The organism is Candidatus Binatia bacterium, from assembly GCA_036563615.1.
Classification (GTDB): domain Bacteria; phylum Desulfobacterota; class Binatia; order UBA12015; family UBA12015; genus DATCMB01.
Map to the genome: position 1 here is coordinate 42,709 of DATCMB010000007.1, position 20,300 is coordinate 63,008.

A 20,300-nucleotide genomic window follows, 5' to 3' on the forward strand; every position below is an offset into this window, starting at 1 on the left:
GGGCGCCGCGTCGATCCTAGTACTTGACGGAGCAGCCGTACGGCGTGGTGCTCGCGATCGCGACCGGCTGCCCGGACAGCGCTTCGGTGAGCGCGAGGTCGACGTAGTTTTTCGCCTTGGGGATGTCGTCCGGATCGGTCGACGGCTTGTCGTCGATGCCGCCCGCGTAGATCAGCGTTCCCTCCGGATCGATGATGTACATGTGCGGCGTCGTCTTCGCGCCGTACGCGCGGCCGACGGTGCCGTCCGGATCGAGCAGCACGGCGGTCGGCACCGCCTTCACCTCGGTGGTGATCTCGTTCCACTTCTCGGGCGGGTAGTTACCCTGCTTGCCCGGCGCCGACGAGTTGATCGACAGCCAGACGACGCCCTGGTCGACGTACTTCTTCTGCAGGCTCTGCATGTTGCCGCTGCCGTAGTGCTTCTTGACGAAGGGGCACTCGTGGTTGACCCACTCGAGCACCACGTACTTGCCCTTGAAGTCGGCGAGCGAGTGCTGCTTGCCGTTGGTGTCGGTCAGGGTGAAGGCCGGCGCAGGCTGTCCGACCACCGCCGCGGCGTCGGCGCGTCCGTGCGTCGCAAAGAGGACGAGCGTCGCGAGCGCGCTCGTCAAGAGCATCCTTCGGTTGGTTCGCATCATCTTCCTCATGTGCCTCCTTGGTGTGGCTCGCTCCGCGGACGCTCGGCCCGCCGGGACTCGCCGACCTGCGCCAGCGCGTCGAGCACGATCCCGCGCGTCAGCACCGACGGCAGGATCACGGGCTCCGCGCCGCTCTCCGGATAGAGCACGTAGAGCGGCACGCCGCTGCGGCCGAACGACGCCAGCGCGCGCGTGATCGTGTCGTCGCGCGACGTCCAGTCCGCGCGCAGCAGCGCGACGCCACGCTCGGCGAACGCGTCGCGCACCTCCTGCGAGCTGAAGACGACGTGCTCGTTGACCTTGCACGTCAAGCACCACGCCGCGGTGAAGTCGACGAACACCGGCGTGCCGGACGCGAGCAGCCGCTCCACCGCGGCTTCGGACCACGGCTGCCAGACGTTGCCGTAGAGGTCGTGCTCGGCGCCACGCTCGTCGGCCGCGACCGCCGCCGCGCCGCCGACACCGTCGCGCAGCGCGAGCGCCGTCGCGAGCCCGGCAAACCCGAGGACGACCGACACCGCGAGCGCCAGACGGCGGTTGCGCTGCGCGAGCCCGGCGAAGCGCGCGCGCACCCAGAGCCCGACCGTCAAGAGCAGAAGGCCGATCAGGACGCCGAGGATCGCGTCGACGCCGGCCTGCAGGCCGAGCACCCACACCAGCCAGACCACGGTCGCGAGCAGCGGAAACGCCATCGCTTGCTTGAAGGTCTCGAGCCAGGCGCCGGGCCGCGGCAGCAGACGCAGCAGCCCGGGCACGAAGCACAGGACGACGTACGGCAGCGCCATGCCGACCCCGAGCGCCGTGAACACCGCGAGCGCGCTCCCTGCGGGCAGCGTCACCGCAAAGCCCAGCGCGGGTCCCATGAACGGGGCGGTGCACGGCGTCGCGACCGCGGTCGCGAGCACGCCGGTCGCGAAGGAGCCTGCGAGCCCCTCGCCCTGCCCCACGCGGCCCGCGAGCGCCGTCAAGCCAAGACCGATGTCGAACACGCCGAGCAGGCTCGCGGCGAGCGTGAACAGCAGGAAGATCATCGCGACGACGAACGCCGGCGACTGCAGCTGGAAGCCCCAGCCGAGGCTCTCGCCGCCCGCGCGCAGCGCGAGCAGCGCCCCGGCGAGGATCCAGAACGAGAGCAGCACGCCCGCGGCGTAGACGAGCCCGTGCAGGCGCAGCCGGGCCGCGCTGTCGCCCGCGCGCCGGACGAAGTCCAGCACCTTGATCGACAGCACGGGGAAGACGCACGGCATGACGTTCAGCAAGAGCCCGCCGAGGAACGCGAAGACGAGCGCGAGCCGCAGCGAGAGCGCGCCGTCGTCGGCCGACGACGACGAAGCCGCGGCAGCCGCGGCGCGCGTCGCGCCGTCCTGCTGCATCGTGGCGACGGCGACGCGCACCGGCAGGTCGATCGCGAGCGCGGGCGCGCCCTCGGGCGCGAAGCCGTGCTCCGCGACCAGCGTGCCGCGCAGACGCGTGGCGGGCTCGCGTCGCTGCTGCGACGGCGTCAGCGCGAGCGTCGCGACCCCGCCCTCGCGCGTGAGCGGCTGTGGCGCCGCGTTCTCGATCAGGTCCGGATCGAGCGGGAAGAAGACGATCTCGCCGTCTGGCGCGTCGGCGATGCGGAGCTCGATGCGGTCGTCGTGCTGCTCCGCCTCGATGCGCGCCTGCACGGGAGTGCTGCGCGGCAGCTTGGCGCGCGCCTCGTCGAAGGCGCCCGCCCAGCGCCAGTCGCGCTCGACCGGCGCGCCCGACACCGGCAGCTCGAGCGTCAGATCGGCGCGGCCGGGAATGCAGTCCTCCTTGCAGACGAGCCAGTCGGCGCGCGCCGCGAGGCGCAGCGTGTCGCCGTCGCGCAGCGAGGCGGGCGGCGTCACCTCGACCGGCAGCAGCACCTCGCCCTCGTAGCCGTAGTTGACGAGCGGCCCGACGGCGATGCGCTCTGGGTACGGCCACTGCAGCTCGCCGACCGTGGTGCCCTCCGGGAGCTGCCAGCGCACCGTCGGCGCCAGGCCCGAGTCGCCGGGGTTGGCCCAGTAGACGTGCCAGCCGTCCTCGAGCTCGAAGCGCAGGCCGACCGGGACCGGCTCGCCGGGGCGCACGTGCGTCACGTCGGACACCAGCTCGACCTGCACGTGCTCCGCGCTGACCGCTCCGCTGCTCTCGGCGAGGGCCGCACCCGGCGCGAGTACGGCCAGCAGGACGAGGAGGACGAACGTCGGCACGGTCAAAAAGATCGTGCCGCGGCGGGGCCTGCGAGCCAACCCCTGCCGTGCGCTCCTCTTTGCGTTCCTCGACAGCTCCGTCCGCATCGTCGCCGCGCCGCGACGCGGCGCACGGAGCTTCGACGCTCGCCGGCGCGGGTTCTTCACTCTGACTTCGGTACCGGCTCCCGCGCGGCTCGGCACGCGCTCCCGCGCGGCTCGGCGCGGGTCCGTGCGGTCGGCGGCTCAGGCGGCGACGTCGCCGAGGGTCGCGTGGCTTCTCGCGTCCCGCGCGACCACCGGCTCGCGCTGCGTGAGCCGTGCGTCACGGCGCAGCGCCGCGACGGCCTGGTAGGCGAGCACGCAGACGGCGAGCGTCTGCACGGGAAGGGCGAGCATGCCGTAGCCGATCATCGCGATGGCGGAATCCATTTGCTCTTGCTCCTTGGCGCGACGTCGGCGGTCGATTCTGGCTCGACGGCCTGCTCTCGCGACGGCGAGAGCCCGGAGCAATGCGGATACCAGCGCGCCGCGCCCGGATTTGCTCGGCGCAGCGTGGTGATGGGCGGGCGATGCGACCGGCGTCAGACCGGAGCGATATATCGCGCCGGCATGACAGCCAGCGGCTTCCGGACGGCGCGCGCTACGCGATCGCGCGGCCGCCGCGCAGCAGCGCCGCGGCGTACTTGCCGGTCGGGTACGGCTGGGCGTCGAGCCAGTCGGCGAGCCTGGTCTCACCCTCGGCGACCACGCCGCGCACAGGATCGAGGACGCGCCAGTGCATGGTCGAGCCGAACAGCGGCTGCGACTCGATCGAGACCACGCGCACCTCGCCCTCCTCGAAGCCGCAGATCGGCCGGATCGCGCGCAGCAGCTGCTCGCCGTTCAGGTGGCCGTCGCCGAAGTTCCAGCCGAGCACGGTGCCGCCGAGGACCTCGCCCTCGTGCCACTCGTAGTCCTCGATGTCGTCGACCGCCGCTGGCAGCGCCTCGAGCAGCGGACGGCCCTCGAAGTGCATGAAGCGCGTCACGCACATCATCGTCTTCGCGACCTCGAGCTGGAGCGGGTCGGGGACGAGCTTCGCGAGCTGCGCGTAGACCAGGTCCGCGGATTTTTTGATCTTGTCGAGCTTCTTCGCGGCGCCCTTGCGGATGAGCCAGATGTTGTAGGCCCAGTTGCCCGCGTAGTAGCGCATCGCGAGCAGGAACGAGACGCGCGACGGCCACAGGTTGCCGACGGCGGGAACCACGGCGAGCGAGAGCAGCAGCAGCCCGAGCAGGACGGGCGTCTGCGCGAGCGTCGCGAGCGGCACCGCGGGGTGGAACCCGAACAGGAACCAGCCGCCGTAGACCATCAGGATGTTCCACTCGACCGGCATGCCGTTCGGGTTGTTGATGCCGATCCAGCCGTGGAACGCGGTCATCATCAAGAGCCCGACGAGCCTCGCCGTCTCGCTCTCGGCGCCGAGGATCAAGACCACGGGGATGGTGAACTCGACGATCGTCCCGAAGTGCGCGAGGGCGGTCGCGAGCCACGACGGCCGCAGGTCGTCGGGGTAGCGCGCGAACAGCCGGTGCTTGAGCGCCTTCGGGAAGAAGGGCCCGTTGTTCATCATCACCATGACCACCGTCGGGAAGTGACGGTTGAGCTTCGAGACGGCGGCCCAGAACCAGATGAAGCACCAGGTGAGCTTCGCGCCCGCGATCCACACCGCCTCCGACGGCGCGAGCGCCATGCACGCGAGCACGACGAAGTAGTGCTCGGCGCGACAGGCGAGGTAGAGCGTCTTGTCGAGGATCCCCATCGCCGGGATCAGGAAGACGAGCGGCAGCAGGAGCTCCGACGTCACACTCGCGGCGACGAGCGCGCGCAGCAGCACGAGCTGGGTCAGCGCGTAGAGCGCGACGTCGAGCCAGCTCCGCGTGTCACCGCCGATCAGCGGCGCGCCACGGAACAGCGGCAGCTTGATCGTTCCCGGGCGCAGGAAGTGCCGGTAGCCGCCGAACCAAGGGTCGAAGCGCGCGTTCATCGGCCCCCAGCCGCAGCCGAAGCCGGCGAGCTCCCAGAACGTCGACCACACCATCGCCTTGGCGAACGCGTCGGTGGTGAACGCCCAGTCGGCGAACGCGAAGAACCCCGGATGGTTCTCGTTGAAGCTGCACCAGAGCGCCCAGCCGGCGATCAGCCCGACGAAGTACTTGATCCAGTAGAGCGCCATCACGGCCGGATGGTTCGGGCTCGCGTACGCCCAGTTCCCGCACGCGAGGCGGACGCGCTCGGGGAACGGCGCCCCGACGATCCGCTCCGGCGGATACGGTGGCTGGTCCGCGAGCGCGCCCATGTCGGCCGGAGTCGTCGCCATGGCCGCGGTTCATGTCCCGACCTCGCCGGCGGTGCAAGCGCGCAGCACATCGGCGAGCCACGTTCGTGCCTCTCCTGCGCGAGGGCTTCGCCGGTCGCGCCCGGATCGCGCTATGCTACGCGGGCGCGACGCTCTCGTCGCGACGTCGAGGTCGAGGATGGTGGCGATGGCGCTGGAAGAGCAGCTCGAAGCGATCTACCTGCAGGTCAAGGCGCGCAATCCCGGCGAGGACGAGTTCCACCAGGCGGTCCGGGAGGTCCTCGAGTCCCTCGGGCCGGTGCTCGTCAAGTATCCCGAGTTCGCCGAGAAGAAGATCATCGAGCTGATCTGCGAGCCCGAGCGGCAGATCATCTTTCGCGTCCCCTGGCAGGACGACCGCAACGAGATCCACATCAACCGCGGCTTCCGCGTCGAGTTCAACAGCGCGATGGGCCCGTACAAGGGCGGCCTGCGCTTCCACCCGTCGGTCTACCTCGGGATCATCAAGTTCCTGGGCTTCGAGCAGCTCTTCAAGAACGCGCTCACCGGCATGCCGATCGGCGGCGCCAAGGGCGGCTCGGACTTCGATCCGAAGGGGCGCTCGGACAACGAGGTGATGCGCTTCTGCCAGAGCTTCATGACCGAGCTCTACCGTCACCTCGGCGAGCACACCGACGTCCCGGCGGGCGACATCGGCGTCGGCGCGCGCGAGATCGGCTACCTGTTCGGCCAGTACAAGCGGATCACCAATCGTCACGAGTCCGGCGTGCTGACCGGCAAGGGCGTCGACTGGGGCGGCTCACTCGTGCGCAAGGAGGCGACCGGCTACGGCGCCGTGTACTTCCTGCGCGAGATGCTGAAGGTCCGGAACGAAGATCTCGAGGGGAAGGTTTGCATCGTCTCGGGCTCCGGCAACGTCGCGATCTACACCATCGAGAAGCTGCAGCAGCTCGGCGCCAAGGTGATCGCGTGCTCGGACTCCGACGGCGTCGTCGTCGACGAGGAGGGCATCGACCTCGATCTCGTCAAGCGCCTCAAGGAGGTCGAGCGTAGGCGCATCTCCGAGTACGCGCAGGTGCGCACCAAGGCGCACTACATCGCCGGCGGCAACATCTGGAAGGTGCCCTGCCAGATCGCGATGCCGTCCGCGACGCAGAACGAGCTCAACGGCAAGGACGCGCGCGTGCTGCTCAAGAACGGCTGCATCGCGGTCGCGGAGGGCGCGAACATGCCGTGCACGCCCGAAGCCGTGCGGCTCTTCCTCGACGCCGGCATCGCCTTCGGACCCGGCAAGGCGGCGAACGCCGGCGGGGTCGCGACCTCGGCGCTCGAGATGCAGCAGAACGCGAGCCGCGACTCCTGGACCTTCGAGTACACCGAGAGCCGGCTCGACGAGATCATGACGCGCATCCACACCACGACCTACGAGACCGCCGAGGAGTTCGGCTTCCCCGGCAACTACGTGGTGGGCGCCAACATCGCGGGCTTCCTGAAGGTCGCGCGCGCGATGGTCGCGCATGGGTTGGTGTGAGGTGCGGGTGTGAGCGCGGCGTCGGGTCGCCGCGCCCACACGGCCTGAACGTGAATCGGCCGAATCAGCCGAGCTTCATCTCGTAGAAGCAGAGCTTGTTGCCGTCGAGGTCGCGGACGTACCCCGCGTAGAACACCGGCATGCGCTCGCCCGGAGCGCCTTCGTCGGTCGCGCCGAGCTCTCTCGCCTTGGCGTAGAGACGGTCGACGTTCTCGCGCGAGCCCGCCGGGATCGCGACCATGTTGCCGTTGCCCGGACTCTGCGGCTTGCCGTCGTACGGCGTGCAGACGGCGAGCATCGATTCGCCCATGTTCCGCCCGTAGAACTTGATGCGATCGAGCCCCATGAGTTGCTTGACGCCGATCTCGCCGAGCAGCGCGTCGTAGAACTTGCACGCGCGCTCGAGGTCGTTGGTGCCGATGGTGACGTAACCGATCATCGAGATCCCTCCGGGTGCGAGCAAAGCGCACGACGGCGGTCCGACGCAAGGAGAACGCGTCCCACGCCTCGTCGTTCGCGCGCAGCGCGAGGCGCTCGGTGACCTCGATCCTCCCGACGGCGCGCTCAGTGCGCGCGGGCACGGTGCTCGGCGAGCAGGTCGCGGCCGAAGTCGCGCCGCGGATCGCGCCACAGCGTGTGGATGTGATCGTTGCCGGGCACGGTGTCGTCGAACTCGAGGAGCAGCGTCGGGCCCTGCAAGCGGTAGTAGCAGCCACGGCCAGGCTCGGTGCTGCCCGCCCAGGCGAAGTGGATCGCGTCGCGCCCGGCGGGGTCGATCTCGGCGCGGCGCGCCGCCGCGACGTCGGCCGGGAAGTTGTCGATGTAGACGTCGAGCAAGGCGTCGAGGAGGCGCTTCTGCTCGTCGTTCATCTCGCTGCGCGGCAAGCCCTTCGGCGGCTCGGAGAGGTCGATGAAGCGCACGTCGCCGAGGAAGAGCTCGCGATCGCTCTCGTAGGGCAGCGTCGCGCGGGCGCGCTGCGCCTCGTCGAACGAGAGGTAGAGCTCGCGCGCGAGATCCTCCTCCGCGGCGAGCACGCGCAGACCCGCGCGCTCCCAGCCTTGCCGCACCTGGCGCGGCTGCGCGCCGAGGAAGAGCGGCGTCGACGCGGGCGGCGCACCCGGGACGACCGTGAAGTTGAGCGACACGTGGTGGCCGTCGAAGCGGAAGCCCCACGGCTCGCTCGTCGACGGCTCGCCGTAGATGGTCGTGAAGTAGCGCTCGGGATCGCGGATGAAGCGCGTGAAGAGCCCGATCAGCCGCTCGCCCTCGAGCTGACGAACCTCGTTCTCGAGGCTCATGATGAGCTCGACCTTGCGCAGGCCCTGCTCGCTGAGCGCGGCCGCACGCAGGTCGCGCGCGCGGGCGCGCTGCTCGGCGTCGAGGTCGCTGAGCGCGATGCCGTCGAGGCCGATCGGTGCGAGACGCAGGTCGAAGCGCTCGCTGTCGTCGAAGTCGTACTCGACGTCCTTGCGCTGTCCGGCGTCGAGGCTCGCGAGGAAGCTCTGCGCCGCAGCCGTCAGGCGGCTCGCGGTGTCGCTCGGCGTCGGCGTCGCGGCGACAGCGAAAGCGACGGCGCCCGTCGCGATCAGCGCGCCCGTCAAGCACCGGCCGCGCTTCCCGAGCTTCGCGAGCTTCGATGGACGAGCCGCTCGTCCCCGCCGCGATCCGATCGACTTCGGCCTGGGCGAGCGAGGCGCCATCGTTGCGCCGCTAGGTCGTCGCGCGCGGGACGATCACCCGACGCGGCTCTGGCATCCGGGGCACTCGCCGCACTCGCACGCGAGCTGCGAGGTGTCGACGAGACCCGTGCCGATCTGCCGACCGTCCCACGGGTAGGCTGGCGACCACCGCGTGATGCCGGTCGCAGTGCCGAGCTTGGTCAGCAGCGTCGTGCGGCCGCGCTGGACGCGCGACGGACGTTGCGTCGCTCGCCGCTTCGCCGCGCGATCGTCGACGCGCTGATGCTTCAGAGTGCCGCGCTTCACCTCGGTGACGCCCCTTCCCTATCGATATCGGCCATTCGCAGCTTTTGAAAGAGCCGTCTGCGAACGATCCCAGACGCTTGGGGATCTGCTGCAGCGCTTCGGACGAAGCGATCTCGCTAACGACGCTGCATGCCGAAGTAGGCGTCCACCACGGCCTGGTAGAGGTCGCCGAGGTAGGTCGGGCCGAACGGGTAGCCTTGTCCGGGCCCCTTGTCGCTGTCGACGATCACCGCGATCGTCACCTGCGTCTCCGGGAAGTAGTACGCGAGCGTGTGGTAGCCGACGGTGTCGCCGCCGTGGCCGAGCGCCGGACCGTTGCCGTCGAGCGCTTCCTCGTCGACCATCACGAGCGCCGCGCCGTAGGTGAACTGCGAACGCCACGGCGTCTCCGGCGACGGCGGCGTGGGCACGCCATCGGTGAGCACGGCCTGCATGGCGGCCGAGTGGAACGAGCCGCTGCCGCGCATCTCGGTCCAGTCGACCAGGTCGCCGATCGTCGAGACCATGTTGCCCGCGCACCACGACGCGCTCGGGTGGAGGAACGTCGCGCCGTTCGTGCCGAGAAACGACTCGCCGTACGCGACGTCGCCGACGAGCGGCTCCTCGCCGTCGAAGAACGTCGCGCTGGCGCCGATCGGCTCGAGGATGCGCTCGCGCAGCACCTGCGCGACTGGCCTTCCGGTGACGCCCTCGACGATCATTCCGAGGATCACGTAGTTGGTGTTCGAGTACTCCCACTTCCCCGGCTCGCCGGCGACGAAGGACGGCGGTCGGCTGAAGGCGATGTCGAGCAGCTCGCGCGGCGTGTAGACGCGACGGCTCAGGGTGTCGAGCAGGTAGGTCTCGTCGCTCGTGTAGTTGAAGATGCCGCTCGTGTGGTTGAGCAGATGCTCGACCTGCACCGCGTCGCCGCCGGGGACGTCCGGGATCCAGCGCGTCACGGGATCGGAGAGCGACAGGCTGCCGTCCTCGACGAGCAGCAGGACGAGCGACGCGATGTAGGTCTTGGTCACGCTGCCGACGAGGTGCAGCGCGTCCTCCGGCACGTCGGTCGAGGCGCCGCGCGTGAAGTAGCGCTTCCCGCACGCGTCCTTGACCATCGCGACCGCGCCGACCTCGTACGGCACGGTTTCGTCCGCGAACGCCGCCGCGATCGCCGCCGTCTGCGCGGGGTCGCAGCTGGCTCGCGACGCTTCGCCGCCGCTGCTCGGCCCGCACGCCGCGAGCGCGAGCGACGCCACGAGCAGGGCGACCGCCACGCGCAGCAGCGGTCGTGCGAGGCGTTCACCGCGCGCGTGGCCAACCTCGGGGCGCATCGCTCTCGAGTAGCCCGACCGCTCCACCGCCAGCAAGACGAGATCGCCGGCTCAGCGCCTCTCGCACCAGCTGGCGGATCCCGTATCCTGCTTCCTCGGCGGGACGCCGCACGAAAGAGCAAAGGACGCGAGCATGGCAAGGCAGCGTGAGTCGGAGGTCAACCCGTTCCTGCAGGGCAACTTCGCGCCGTGGCGCATGGAGGGCGACGCCCCCGACCTGGAGGTGATCGGCGAGCTGCCGCGCGAGCTCGTCGGCACGTACTACCGCAACGGCCCCAACCCCGCGTACGAGCCGCTCGGGCGCTACCACTGGTTCGACGGCGACGGGATGGTGCACGCGATCCGCATCGAGGACGGCCGCGCACACTACCGCAACCGCTGGGTGGCAAGCGAAGGATTGAAGGAGGAGCGCGCGGCCGGACGTGCGCTCTACCCCGGCCTGCTCGAGCTCGGCAAGGGCGAGTCGCTGAAGTTCAAGGTCACGGCGAACACCAACATCGTCTTTCACGCCCGCCGGCTGCTCGCGCTGGTCGAGAGCTCGCTGCCGACGGAGCTCGACGCTCGCACGCTCGAGACGCTGGGACTCTACGACTTCGCCGGCCGGCTCTCGGGACCGATGACCGCGCACCCGAAGCTCGATCCGGTGACGGGCGAGATGCTCTTCTTCGGCTACTCGCCCTTCCCGCCCTACCTCCAGTACTACGTCGTCGATCGCGACGGCGCGCTCGTGCACGCGGAGCCGATCGATCTCGCGTGGCCCTCGATGATCCACGACTTCGCGGTCACCGAGCGCCACACCGTCTTCCTGCTCTGCCCGATCGTCTTCGACCTCGAGAAGATCGCGCAGCACGGCTCGCCGTTCTCCTGGCAGCCCGAGCGCGGCACGCGCATCGGCGTCATGCCGCGGCGCGGACGCAGCGAGGACGTGCGCTGGCTCGAGACGGATCCCTGCTACGTCTTCCACCCGCTGAACGCCTACGACGACGGCGATCAGGTGGTGCTCGACGTCCACCGCTACGAGCAGCTCCTCTTCTTGAGCCCGCAGGCCGCGCGCGATCCGCAGTGGCGCGACTCGCAGGTCGCCCGCCTGCACCGCTTCCGGCTCGATCCGACGGCCGGCACCGTGCGCTCGGAGCCGCTCGACGACCACGAGGGCGAGTTCCCGCGCGTCGACGAGCGCCTGGTCGGACGCAAGCACCGCTTCGGCTACTTCGCGGCGACCGGCCCGGAGGGCAACACGTCGTTGCTGCCGGAGTTCACCGCGGTCGCGAAGATCGACCTCGAGCGCGGCGGCCGCGTGGAGCTGCGTCCGCACGGTGCGGGCAACGGCTGCGGCGAGCCGATCTTCATCCCGCGCCGTCCCGACGCCGAGGAGGACGACGGCTGGGTGATGTACCTCGCCTACGACCGCGAGCGGAACGCGAGCGAGCTCCTCCTGCTCGACGCGCGCGACTTCACCGGCGAGCCGGTGGCGCGGGTGCGGCTGCCGCACCGCGTGCCGTACGGCTTCCACGGCAACTGGGTCGACGGGACGTCGGCGGCGAGCTGAGCCAGCGCGCGAGCCAGAGAGCCAGACGGCGCGCGCGCCGACGTCGGCGGCGAGCGAGCGGCGCGTCGCCTTTCCGAGCTAGCGGCGCGACTCCGCCTCGAGCAGCGCGCGCAGCTCGCTGACCGCTCGGCGCCAGTCGGGGCCGACGACGATGCCGTGCAGGCCCGCGCGTCGCGCGGCCTCGACGTTGCCCTCGAAGTCGTCGAGGAAGACGGCGTTCGCGCACGGCACGTTGCCGAGGCGCTCAAGCGCGTAGGCGAAGACCCGCGGATTGGGCTTGCGCATGCCGATCTCGTGCGAGTCGACGACGGCGTCGAAGAGCTCGTCGACCGGCAGCATCGCGCGCCAGGCGTGGCCGAACTCGCGCACGTTGTTGGTCACCACCGCCGTGCGCCGGCCGCTCGCGCGAGCGAAGCGCGCGATCTCGACCATCTCGTCGCGCACCGCGGCGCGCGCCATCGAGCCGAGCGCCTCGAACAGGTCGACGCGGTGCGGAGCGGCGAGCTCGAGGATCGCCTGGCGCGCGGCTTCGAGCGTGATCTCACCGCGCTCGAGCCGGTGCCACGGGTGGTCGGTGTCGTCGTCGTACCGGCCGAATACCAGCTCGAGGATGCGGTCCGCGCCGACGCCGCAGCGCTCGCCGAAGTTGCGGACTGCTTCGAACGGCGAGTCCATGAACACGCCGCCGAAGTCGAAGAGCACCGCGTCGATTCGCATGGCGGAGCATCCTCGCCGCTCGGTGCGCGGCGCACAAGCGCCGCGTCGAGGGATCGCGCTCGAGCGTCGCTTGGGTGAGCGGCGCGAGCTGCGGGTTGGGGATCGCTGGCCGCGGGGTCGGCCCGCGGGGTGGGCGTCCATGCCGGGGAGATCCTGCTCCCCGGCACGGCCCGGACGAGGTGTTTCGTGGGGTATGGTGCAGTGAGACCGCGCGCCCGCGGGAGCTCCTCTCCCGCGGGCGCGCGGAGCTTTGCGCTCCTTACGGAGCCGCGACCATCCTCGCGTACATCCCCATGAACATCCCGGTGCGCGACACCTCGACCGGCTGCAGCTGCAGGCCGAAGAACGTCGGCAGCGGGAAGCTGGAGAGCGACGACGCCAGATCCGGGATCAGGGTCCCGACGAGCGGCGGGAGCACGTCGTTCTCGAGCGAGGCCTCGTTGACGTTGAGCGGGTTGTGGATGATCGCGATCGTCAGATCACCCGGCGCCGGCGGCGACAGCACGACGCCGAGCGCACCCGACTGCCCCTCGAGGTTCATGCCGAGGCGGACGTCGAACGCCGCGGTCAGAGCGACCTGCTCGCTGCCGTCGTCGCGCACGATGTCGGCCAGCACCTGCCCGACGCGCAGCTCGGTGAGCTCGCCGTTCGGACCCGGCTGACCGGTGACGATCGGCGCGAGGGTCGGACGGATGTCGAGCCGGAACGGCGTCGCCGGCGGGAACACCGCGAACTGCGGCATCAGCAGCGACAGGATCGCGGCGTTGAGCGGCAGCGGCCCGGTGCCGAGGTCGAGCTCGGTGATGGTGGTCACCAGCAGGCCGCACTCGGTCTGAGCCTTCAGCAGCTGGTTGAAGCCCTCGGCCGAGATCGCGATCGCGGCGTCGTAGGACTGGCCGCTCACCGGCGCGTTCTGGCCGAACGTCGGGAAGACCTCGTTGAAGGCCAGCGACGCGGTCAGGTTCGGCGCACCGAGCGGCGGCTGGCACTGCCCGGGATCCGTGCCGATCTGCGACGTGATGCGCGAGTTCGAGTTGAGGGTGATGCCGACGTTGTCCTCGTCCACCGCGTGCAGCGGCGTCTCGAGGAGCACGCCGAGGCCCTCACCGATCGGACCCGTGATCGAGATGCCGGCGAGCGCCGTCTCGATCGCGTCGGCGATCGGGCCGTCGAGCGGACCGGCGCCGTCCGGATCGTTCAGGAAGTCACGCATCGCGTTGATCGTCAGCTGCTCGATGTTGGGCATGAACGCCTGGATGATGTCGCCGATGATCGGCGCATCGCAGATGCCCGACGTGAAGGTCCGCTGGAACCCGGCGAAGCTGACGTCGATCGCACCGAGCTGGTTGACGTCGATGTTCGACGGCTCCACCGGATCCGGGCTCAGGGTGTAGTCACCCAGGAAGAACGCCTGGTTGGCGGTCAGCCGGATGCCGCAGGTCGGAACCACGCCGCTGCCCTCCAGGCTGATGTCGACCCGGATGCTGTTGATGGAGATGTCGCCCGCGACGAAGTTCACCATCGAGTCCGTCTGGAGCGAGAAGCTCTGGAAGGCCGGCGGCGGCGACGCGATGCGCACCGTGGCGCGACCCAGACAGCCGAAGATCGAGTCGACGAAGCACTGATTGTTGATCAGCACCGTCCCGACCGGCACGAGCGTCGCCAGGTCGAGGCCCTCGCCCGCGAGGTCGGCGACCAGCGGCTCGATCTTGTCGAGACCGGTGTCGTTCAGGCGCAGCGCCACGCTCTGCGGCGAGAACGCGCCGTCGGCGATCGACATGCCGCGGTGCACCACGACGCGGTCGTGCGCGAAGCCGCCGTGGACCACGTCGGTCACCGTCGCACGGATCGGGTTCAGGATCGTGGTGGCGTTGAGCGGCACCGTCGTCGAGAACGTGCCGTCCCCGTTCACCGTCACCGGGGTGCCGTTCACCGTCACCGCGGCGAGCGCCGGCGAGAGGTGCTGGACGACGCCGTTCACGGTGACCGAGGCTGCCGTGGTGAACGAGCCGTGGGTCGGCGAGGTGATCACCACGTCGAACGGAATGCACATGCTCGGCGCGCCGTCGCAGGCGTAGCCGGGCTCGATGCCGCACTGGCTGCTGCAGCCGTCGTTCGACATCGTGTTACCGTCGTCGCACTGCTCGGCGCCGACGATCATGCCGTCGCCGCAGATCTCGTTGCAGGCGCTCGGCGAGCCCGTGCAGGAGTAGCCCGGCTCGACGTTGCAGGACGCGTCGCAGCCGTCGCCGTTGGCGTTGCCGCCGTCGTCGCACTGCTCGCTGCCGACCACGAGGCCGTCGCCGCAGATCTCGGTGCAGACCGCCGGATGGCCGGAGCAGTTCCAGCCGGCCTCGATCTGGCAGGCCGAGCTGCAGCCGTCGCCCCCGACGTCGTTGCCGTCCTCACAGTTCTCCTGGCCGTCGACCAGCATGTCGCCGCAGGTCGTCGGCTCGTTGCAGCTCTGGTTGGAGTCGTCGCCGTCGTCGAAGACGTCGCAGTCCTTGTCGATGCCGTCGACGCCGTTCAGCAGGTCACACGCGCGGCAGCGCATGCGCTCGCCGAGGCAGGCGGAGAGACCGGCGCTCGACGGCTCACCGCACGCCGGGAAGGCGTTCTGCAGCAACACGCCGGAGGTGACGCACTTGTTGATGGCCTTGTCGATGTTGGCCTGGCAGGCACGCGCGACGCGGCCCTTCGGATCGGGCTGCTCGCCGTCGGTCCCGAGGCAGACGTCACGGAGCGTCTCCTCGTCGACCACCGTGCCGTTCTTCATCGCCGCCTTCTTACAGCGCAGGAACTCCTTGAGGCGTGCCTCCTCACACCTCTGCACGGCCTTCAGGATGTTCTCCTGACACCGCTTGACCGGCGTGTCCTGCGACAGCGAGCCCTCGACGTTCGCGCCGAAGAGGTCCGACAGCAGCGCGTCGCCGGTCGCCACCGCGAGGATCGGCGGCTGGGTCAGGCTCGGCGGACCGAAGGAGGGGGGCGCACCGCCGCAGCGCTTGTTCGCGTCCGAGACCGCCTTGCTCATCGTCTTGATGACGTTCGCCTCGGATGCCGCGCACTGCGTGATCGGCACGGCGAGCTTGCCTCGCACCTCGGCGCGGAGGCACTTGAGCAGCGCCTGGTTCTGCTTCGCCAGAACCTTGCGCGAGCTGTTGTTGATCTCCTCGATGCAGCGCCGGTCGTTGACCGACACCTGCGCCGACGCGACGCTCGCGACGAGCAGGGTGGCCATCATCGCGGCCGCGAACGGAAGCAAGCGTGTTCTCCGGTGGTGATCCATTCTTTTCCCCTCCAGCTGGCGTGGGGCCGTCAAGCCAAAGATCGCTTGGTGCAGGTCGGAACGAGCGCGCGCGTACGCGCGGGTGGCGTGGGGCGTGGCCGCCGTGCCCAGGCCGGAAGGGAAACCACGAGCGGGACGCGCCGGGTGGCGCGGCAGGTGTCTCGGGTACAAGGTCCGGTGGTCACGGAGCGGGGTCGCCTCCTGATCAAGTGTGCGGTGCCGAGCTTCGGTTGCTTGCGCAGCGTCCTCGCGAGGGCGCGAGTATGCACGCACAGCAAGTGAAATGCTCGATCGAAAGCAACAACCGTCTCGAAAAGTGAAACTCGGGCGCAAAGAGCTGGCTGGGGCCGGTCGACGCGCGAGACCCTGACTCGTCGCGTCATCACCCGCCCCGGGGAGATGCGTGGGTGGAAGGCGCGATGCGTGGATCGGAGTCCGAGCGCCGCTCGTTCCCTAAATCCGCGCGCCGGCGGCGCTTTCGAGAGTAGCTCCTTGGACCGCCACGGCCGCGCCGGCGGCGGGGGCAGGCGGCCGTGGACCCGCCCCGCGACCGACGGCGTGTGGCGGTGATTTGGGCTGACGCGGGCGCCGCCGGTCCTCCGCGGACATCTTCCGGGGGTCGTCTTCTTGGCCGAACCGGACCCCGATAGGATCGCCGCATGAGAACACAACGAATCGTGCCCATGCTCCTCGTGGCCTCGGTGGCCGTCCTCGGCGTCGCGTGCGGCGGCTCGCGAGAGAGCCAGGTGGTCCGGACCTCGCGGACCGTCGTGCAGCAGCCCGTCCCCGAGCCCCGCATGACCGACATCTCGATCTACGGGCTGCACGAGCAGCCGGGGGCGGCGAGCGGTCAGGTCAACGTCGTCGGGACGATCGTCAACCACGGCGACCGCCCGGTGAGTCAGCTGCGGATCCGCGTCGACTCGCTCGACCAGACCGGACGCCTGGTGCGCAGCGTCGACACGCCGCCGCTCGAGCAGACCATCGGCGCCAACGGCGGCACCGCGACCTTCCAGGCGACGGTGCCGGACGATCCGACGGTCACGACGTACCACGCGGTCGCGATCGCGCGCTGAGCGGACGAGATCGCGCCGCGCACGGTAGGCCGCCACGGACGGCGCGCCGGCCGAGCTGCGCGCGAGAATCGAACGGCGCGTCGGTGACGGGGCCGTGAGGTGAAGCGGTTCGCGCTCTGGCTCACGCGCAGGACCACGCCCACGCAGGCGCCCGACCGCCGCAGCGGGGCAAACGCCCTTGCCGCGAGAATCGCACCGGCCCTATGGTCGCGCAATGAAGCACCGTCACGCGACCGTTGCCGTTCTCACCCTCGCTGCGCTCGTCGCGACGCTGCACGCGGCCGACGCCCGCGCCGCGCTCGCGCGCGACCTCGAGCCGCCCGACGCGGTGTCGCCCTACCCGGGCTACGTCAGCGAGATCTACGCGGACCCCGACAACTGGCTCTGCCGTCCCGACAAGGACGACGTCTGCGACCACGAGCTCGACACGACCGTCGTCCGCGCGAACGGCGCGACGCGCCTCGAACGCTGGCGTCCGGCGCGCAAGCCAAAAATCGACTGCTTCTACGTCTATCCGACGATCTCGCTCGACGAGACCGGCAACAGCGACCTCGTGCCCGACGAGGACGAGGAGCTGTTCGTCGTCCGCCAGCAGGCCGCGCGTCTGGGATCGGTGTGCCGCGTGTTCGCGCCGGTCTACCGCCAGATCACGCTGACGGCGCTGGTCGGGCGGATGAGCGGACAGGACATCCCGAGCGACCGCGCCCTCGCCTACGGCGACGTCGTCGACGCCTTCAAGCACTACATCGCGAACGACAACCACGGGCGCGGCTTCATCCTGATCGGCCACTCGCAGGGCGCCGGACACCTGACCGCGCTGGTGCGCGACGAGATCGACCAGAACCCGGTGCTGCGCGAGCGCCTGGTGTCGGCGATGCTGCTCGGCACGAGCCTGCAGGTGCCGGTCGGACGCGACGTCGGCGGAGACTTCCAGCGCGTGCCGCTCTGCCGTCGCGCGACGCAGACCGGCTGCGCGATCAGCTACGTCACCTTCCGCTCGACCGCGCCGCCGCCCGAGAACAGCCTGTTCGGCGGCTCACGCGAGCCGGGTCTCCAGGCGGCGTGCACCAACCCGGCGTCGCTCGCCGGCGGTCGCGGCGTCCTCGAAGCCTACCTGCCGACCACCGCGCAGTCGTTGCCGATCCTTCCCCCGCCGCCGCGCGTCGACTGGCTCGATCCGTCGCTCGGCGTCGAGATCGAGACGCCCTTCGTCACGACGCCCGGCCTGTTCGAGGCCGAGTGCGCCGAGCACGACGGCTTCCACTACTTGAGCGTCTTCGTGAACGGTGACCCGAGCGACCCGCGCATCGACGACATCACCGGCGCCGACCTGACGCCCGAGTGGGGCCTGCACCTGGTCGACGTCAACCTCGCGATGGGCAACCTCGTCGAGATCGCCGAGACGCAGGCGCGCTCGTGGTGCGCGCGCCAGCGCCGCTGCTTCGCGCAGCCGCTGCCGCGTCGCTGATCGCGGGCTCCAAATGCGGCGGCGCCGGTGAGCGAAGGAGCTTGCTCACCGGCGCCGCACACGGAAGACCTCAGCCGCAGTTGCCCGGGCTGAACGGCGACAGGCACCCCGGCGTCGGGGTCGCCGTCGGCGGGACGAACGGCGTGAACGTCACCGTCGGCGTCGGCGGCGGGGTCGGAGTCGGCGTCGGACCCACCGGCGTCGGCGTCGGCGACGGGGTCACCGTCGGCGGCGGAGTCGGGGGCGGAGTCTGCGTCGGCGTCGGGGTGGGCGTCGGCGTCGGCGGAATGAACGGCGACGTCGGCGTCGGCGTGGGCGGCGGGGTCGGGGTCGGCGTGCGCGGCAGGTGGACGCCGAAGATGTTGATGCCCTCGGCGTAGGCATTGCCGACGAACAGCGCCCGGACGCCGAACTCGAGACGCGGATCGTTCGGCGCGATGAAGCGGCCGATGAACAAGGCCTCGTTGCCGACCTGGTTGTTGGTGCCGGCGACGTACAGCTCGAGGTGCTCCGGCGCGCCGCTCTGCGGGTAGAGCGAGCTGCGGAGCTGCGTGATCACCTGCTGGGCGACGTTGATCGTCGTCGGCGCGGTCGCGACCGCCTGCGCGTCGGGCTCGACGCGCAGGCGACGGAAGATGTAGTTGCCGCCCGTGAGCTCGAGCGTGGCGCCGCCGTCGACGGCGACGTCGCGGTAGCAGCCGGCCGGCAGCGTCCGCGGCGACTGCGCCTTGGTCACGGTGACGTTCTGCGCACCGTTGACGCAGGGGTTCGAGGTGTCGGCCGGCAGTGTCGGCGCGTTGACCGTGAGCGGGAAGGGGAACGGCGTAGTCGTCGTGCCGCGCACGTTCGAGGTCCCGTTCAGCTTCAGCGAGTTGACGTAGACGTCGTTCGCCGAGGCGCCGGTGGTGAACTCCATCGAGTCCGCGACCAGCGCGCCGCCCGCCTGCGTCGGGCTGTGGAACGTGTTCGTGCCCAGCGTCAGACGGCCGCCCGGCAAGATCACGCCGTAGTTGCCGCTGACCTCGATGTTCGAGCCGATGTCGAGGCGCTTAGTCGCGAGCGCGGTGTACGCAGTCCACTCGCTCGGCGGCGTTGCGCTCGCGGCGGTCGCGCCGCAGAGCGTGGCGAGCAGCGCGGCCGCGACGGTGCGGCGCGTGCGCCCCCGGCCCCGGGCGTACGCGGCGGGCGTGTCGTGGCGGGTGGTGCCAGCTGTCATCGGGCGGATCCTCTCTTGGGCTCGCCGGTCAACCGTGCGCCTGTCGGTTGGCCGGCCTCGTCTGTGGCTCGAGCGGCGCAGCGGAACGTTGCGAGGCGGAGAGCGGCGGGCGAGAACTCACCCGAGGTGGCTTCCGGCCGACCCACGTCCCTCGGGCCGGCGATCCGCGCACAGGGCAATCGGAGTGCCACTATGTGGGCCGCGAGTCCTCGATTTTACGAGGCTTTTTCGCTGACCACGGGGACGGTACCTGCTTGCAAACCTGCAAGATCCCTCTGCCGTGCGAGCCCCGAAGCAAGCCGCATGTCAGCCGCCATGCGGCGGTTCGGAGGCTCGCCGAGCCCCAGTCGGACGCTTGCTCGAGAGCCGGCGCGACGCGCAAGGAGGGCGACCGGCACTTCCTACAAGACGCCGGTCGAGAAGCCGCCCACCGCCAGGCCAGACGTAGGCGGGACGTGGCCGACCGCGTGGCATGCCTGCTGCACCGTCGCCAGCGTCAGGAGTCGAGCATGATGAACGGGAAGACGTTGCTGGCGATCGCGGCCGTGATCCTCCTCCAGGCGGCTCCGGCGGTGGGACAGACGGGCGCCCTGCCGGGTGAGCTGCCGGGCAACGACGCGTCGCTCCGCGACACGCCGTCGATTCCCGACCCCGGCGACGCGCACCTCGTGCCGGGCTCGAAGGACCCGACCGACGGCGATCTCGGCGAGCACCAGGTCACCGGCCGCGTGCAGTCGATCGACAAGCAGGCGGGGACGGTGTCGATCGACGTCAAGGGCAAGGACGTCAAGATTCTCTTCCCGCCGACCGCGCTCGAGCACCTCGATGAGGGCGACGAGGTGACGGTCCGGATGTCGCTGCAGAAGAGCACGAGCCCGTCGGCGCGCTAAGGAGGACGACGCGGCGCGCAAACGTCGTCGCGCACGGCCGTAGCGCGACCGCACCTTCCGCCCGCGCCCCACGCAACCAATAT

Annotated in this window: 16 protein-coding genes; 5 read left to right on the forward strand and 11 right to left on the reverse strand. The window is 70.4% G+C overall.

The features are described 5' to 3' along the window. Nucleotides 1-16 precede the first annotated feature (16 nt). The 4 genes from VIS07_07345 to VIS07_07360 all read right to left on the reverse strand — a co-directional run bounded on the left by VIS07_07345 (nucleotide 17) and on the right by VIS07_07360 (nucleotide 5,200). Nucleotides 17-637 carry a thioredoxin family protein gene (locus VIS07_07345; protein HEY8515310.1) on the reverse strand — a complete coding sequence of 207 codons (621 nt, stop codon included), beginning with the start codon at nucleotides 635-637 and terminating at the stop codon, nucleotides 17-19. 8 nt (nucleotides 638-645) lie between these two features. Continuing rightward, a complete protein-coding gene (locus tag VIS07_07350; GenBank protein ID HEY8515311.1) occupies nucleotides 646-2,898 on the reverse strand; it encodes a thioredoxin family protein in 2,253 nt (750 codons plus the stop codon). Between the two features lie 186 nt (nucleotides 2,899-3,084). Beyond that, on the reverse strand, nucleotides 3,085-3,270 hold the full coding sequence (locus tag VIS07_07355; GenBank protein ID HEY8515312.1) for a hypothetical protein: 186 nt from the start codon (nucleotides 3,268-3,270) through the stop codon (nucleotides 3,085-3,087). 211 nt (nucleotides 3,271-3,481) lie between these two features. Then, on the reverse strand, nucleotides 3,482-5,200 hold the full coding sequence (locus VIS07_07360; GenBank protein ID HEY8515313.1) for a DUF3556 domain-containing protein: 1,719 nt from the start codon (nucleotides 5,198-5,200) through the stop codon (nucleotides 3,482-3,484). 160 nt (nucleotides 5,201-5,360) lie between these two features. Here VIS07_07360 and gdhA point away from each other — a divergent pair, with 160 nt between their 5' ends. After that, nucleotides 5,361-6,710, forward strand: coding sequence for an NADP-specific glutamate dehydrogenase (gene gdhA / locus VIS07_07365; GenBank protein ID HEY8515314.1), 1,350 nt, complete (start codon nucleotides 5,361-5,363; stop codon nucleotides 6,708-6,710). Nucleotides 6,711-6,774: 64 nt separating this feature from the next. Here the strand turns inward: gdhA and VIS07_07370 are convergent, their stop codons facing one another. From VIS07_07370 to VIS07_07385, 4 genes are all read right to left on the reverse strand, one after another. Beyond that, on the reverse strand, nucleotides 6,775-7,149 hold the full coding sequence (locus tag VIS07_07370; GenBank protein ID HEY8515315.1) for a VOC family protein: 375 nt from the start codon (nucleotides 7,147-7,149) through the stop codon (nucleotides 6,775-6,777). A gap of 125 nt (nucleotides 7,150-7,274) precedes the next feature. Beyond that, entirely contained in the window at nucleotides 7,275-8,312 is a 1,038-nt protein-coding gene (locus tag VIS07_07375; GenBank protein ID HEY8515316.1) for a DUF3500 domain-containing protein, read from the reverse strand. A 132-nt stretch (nucleotides 8,313-8,444) separates the two neighbouring features. Further along, nucleotides 8,445-8,696: a hypothetical protein gene (locus VIS07_07380; protein HEY8515317.1), complete on the reverse strand. Its 252-nt coding sequence runs from the start codon at nucleotides 8,694-8,696 to the stop codon at nucleotides 8,445-8,447. A 116-nt stretch (nucleotides 8,697-8,812) separates the two neighbouring features. Further along, complete coding sequence (locus VIS07_07385; GenBank protein ID HEY8515318.1) at nucleotides 8,813-10,012, reverse strand: serine hydrolase domain-containing protein; 1,200 nt, start codon at nucleotides 10,010-10,012, stop codon at nucleotides 8,813-8,815. Between the two features lie 133 nt (nucleotides 10,013-10,145). Between VIS07_07385 and VIS07_07390 the strand changes: the two genes are divergently transcribed. Then, on the forward strand, nucleotides 10,146-11,561 hold the full coding sequence (locus VIS07_07390; protein ID HEY8515319.1) for a carotenoid oxygenase family protein: 1,416 nt from the start codon (nucleotides 10,146-10,148) through the stop codon (nucleotides 11,559-11,561). A gap of 78 nt (nucleotides 11,562-11,639) precedes the next feature. Here the strand turns inward: VIS07_07390 and VIS07_07395 are convergent, their stop codons facing one another. Both VIS07_07395 and VIS07_07400 read right to left on the reverse strand, forming a co-directional pair. Further along, nucleotides 11,640-12,278, reverse strand: coding sequence for an HAD family phosphatase (locus VIS07_07395; protein ID HEY8515320.1), 639 nt, complete (start codon nucleotides 12,276-12,278; stop codon nucleotides 11,640-11,642). Nucleotides 12,279-12,537: 259 nt separating this feature from the next. Further along, on the reverse strand, nucleotides 12,538-15,522 hold the full coding sequence (locus VIS07_07400; GenBank protein HEY8515321.1) for a DUF4215 domain-containing protein: 2,985 nt from the start codon (nucleotides 15,520-15,522) through the stop codon (nucleotides 12,538-12,540). Between the two features lie 704 nt (nucleotides 15,523-16,226). Between VIS07_07400 and VIS07_07405 the strand changes: the two genes are divergently transcribed. Further along, complete coding sequence (locus tag VIS07_07405) at nucleotides 16,227-16,643, forward strand: FxLYD domain-containing protein (GenBank protein HEY8515322.1); 417 nt, start codon at nucleotides 16,227-16,229, stop codon at nucleotides 16,641-16,643. A gap of 214 nt (nucleotides 16,644-16,857) precedes the next feature. Next, entirely contained in the window at nucleotides 16,858-18,111 is a 1,254-nt protein-coding gene (locus tag VIS07_07410) for a DUF3089 domain-containing protein (GenBank protein HEY8515323.1), read from the forward strand. Between the two features lie 70 nt (nucleotides 18,112-18,181). Here the strand turns inward: VIS07_07410 and VIS07_07415 are convergent, their stop codons facing one another. Then, entirely contained in the window at nucleotides 18,182-19,327 is a 1,146-nt protein-coding gene (locus VIS07_07415; GenBank protein ID HEY8515324.1) for a hypothetical protein, read from the reverse strand. Between the two features lie 455 nt (nucleotides 19,328-19,782). Here VIS07_07415 and VIS07_07420 point away from each other — a divergent pair, with 455 nt between their 5' ends. Further along, nucleotides 19,783-20,217 (forward strand): hypothetical protein, encoded by a 435-nt coding sequence (locus tag VIS07_07420; protein ID HEY8515325.1) that lies wholly within the window; start codon nucleotides 19,783-19,785, stop codon nucleotides 20,215-20,217. Nucleotides 20,218-20,300 lie beyond the last annotated feature (83 nt).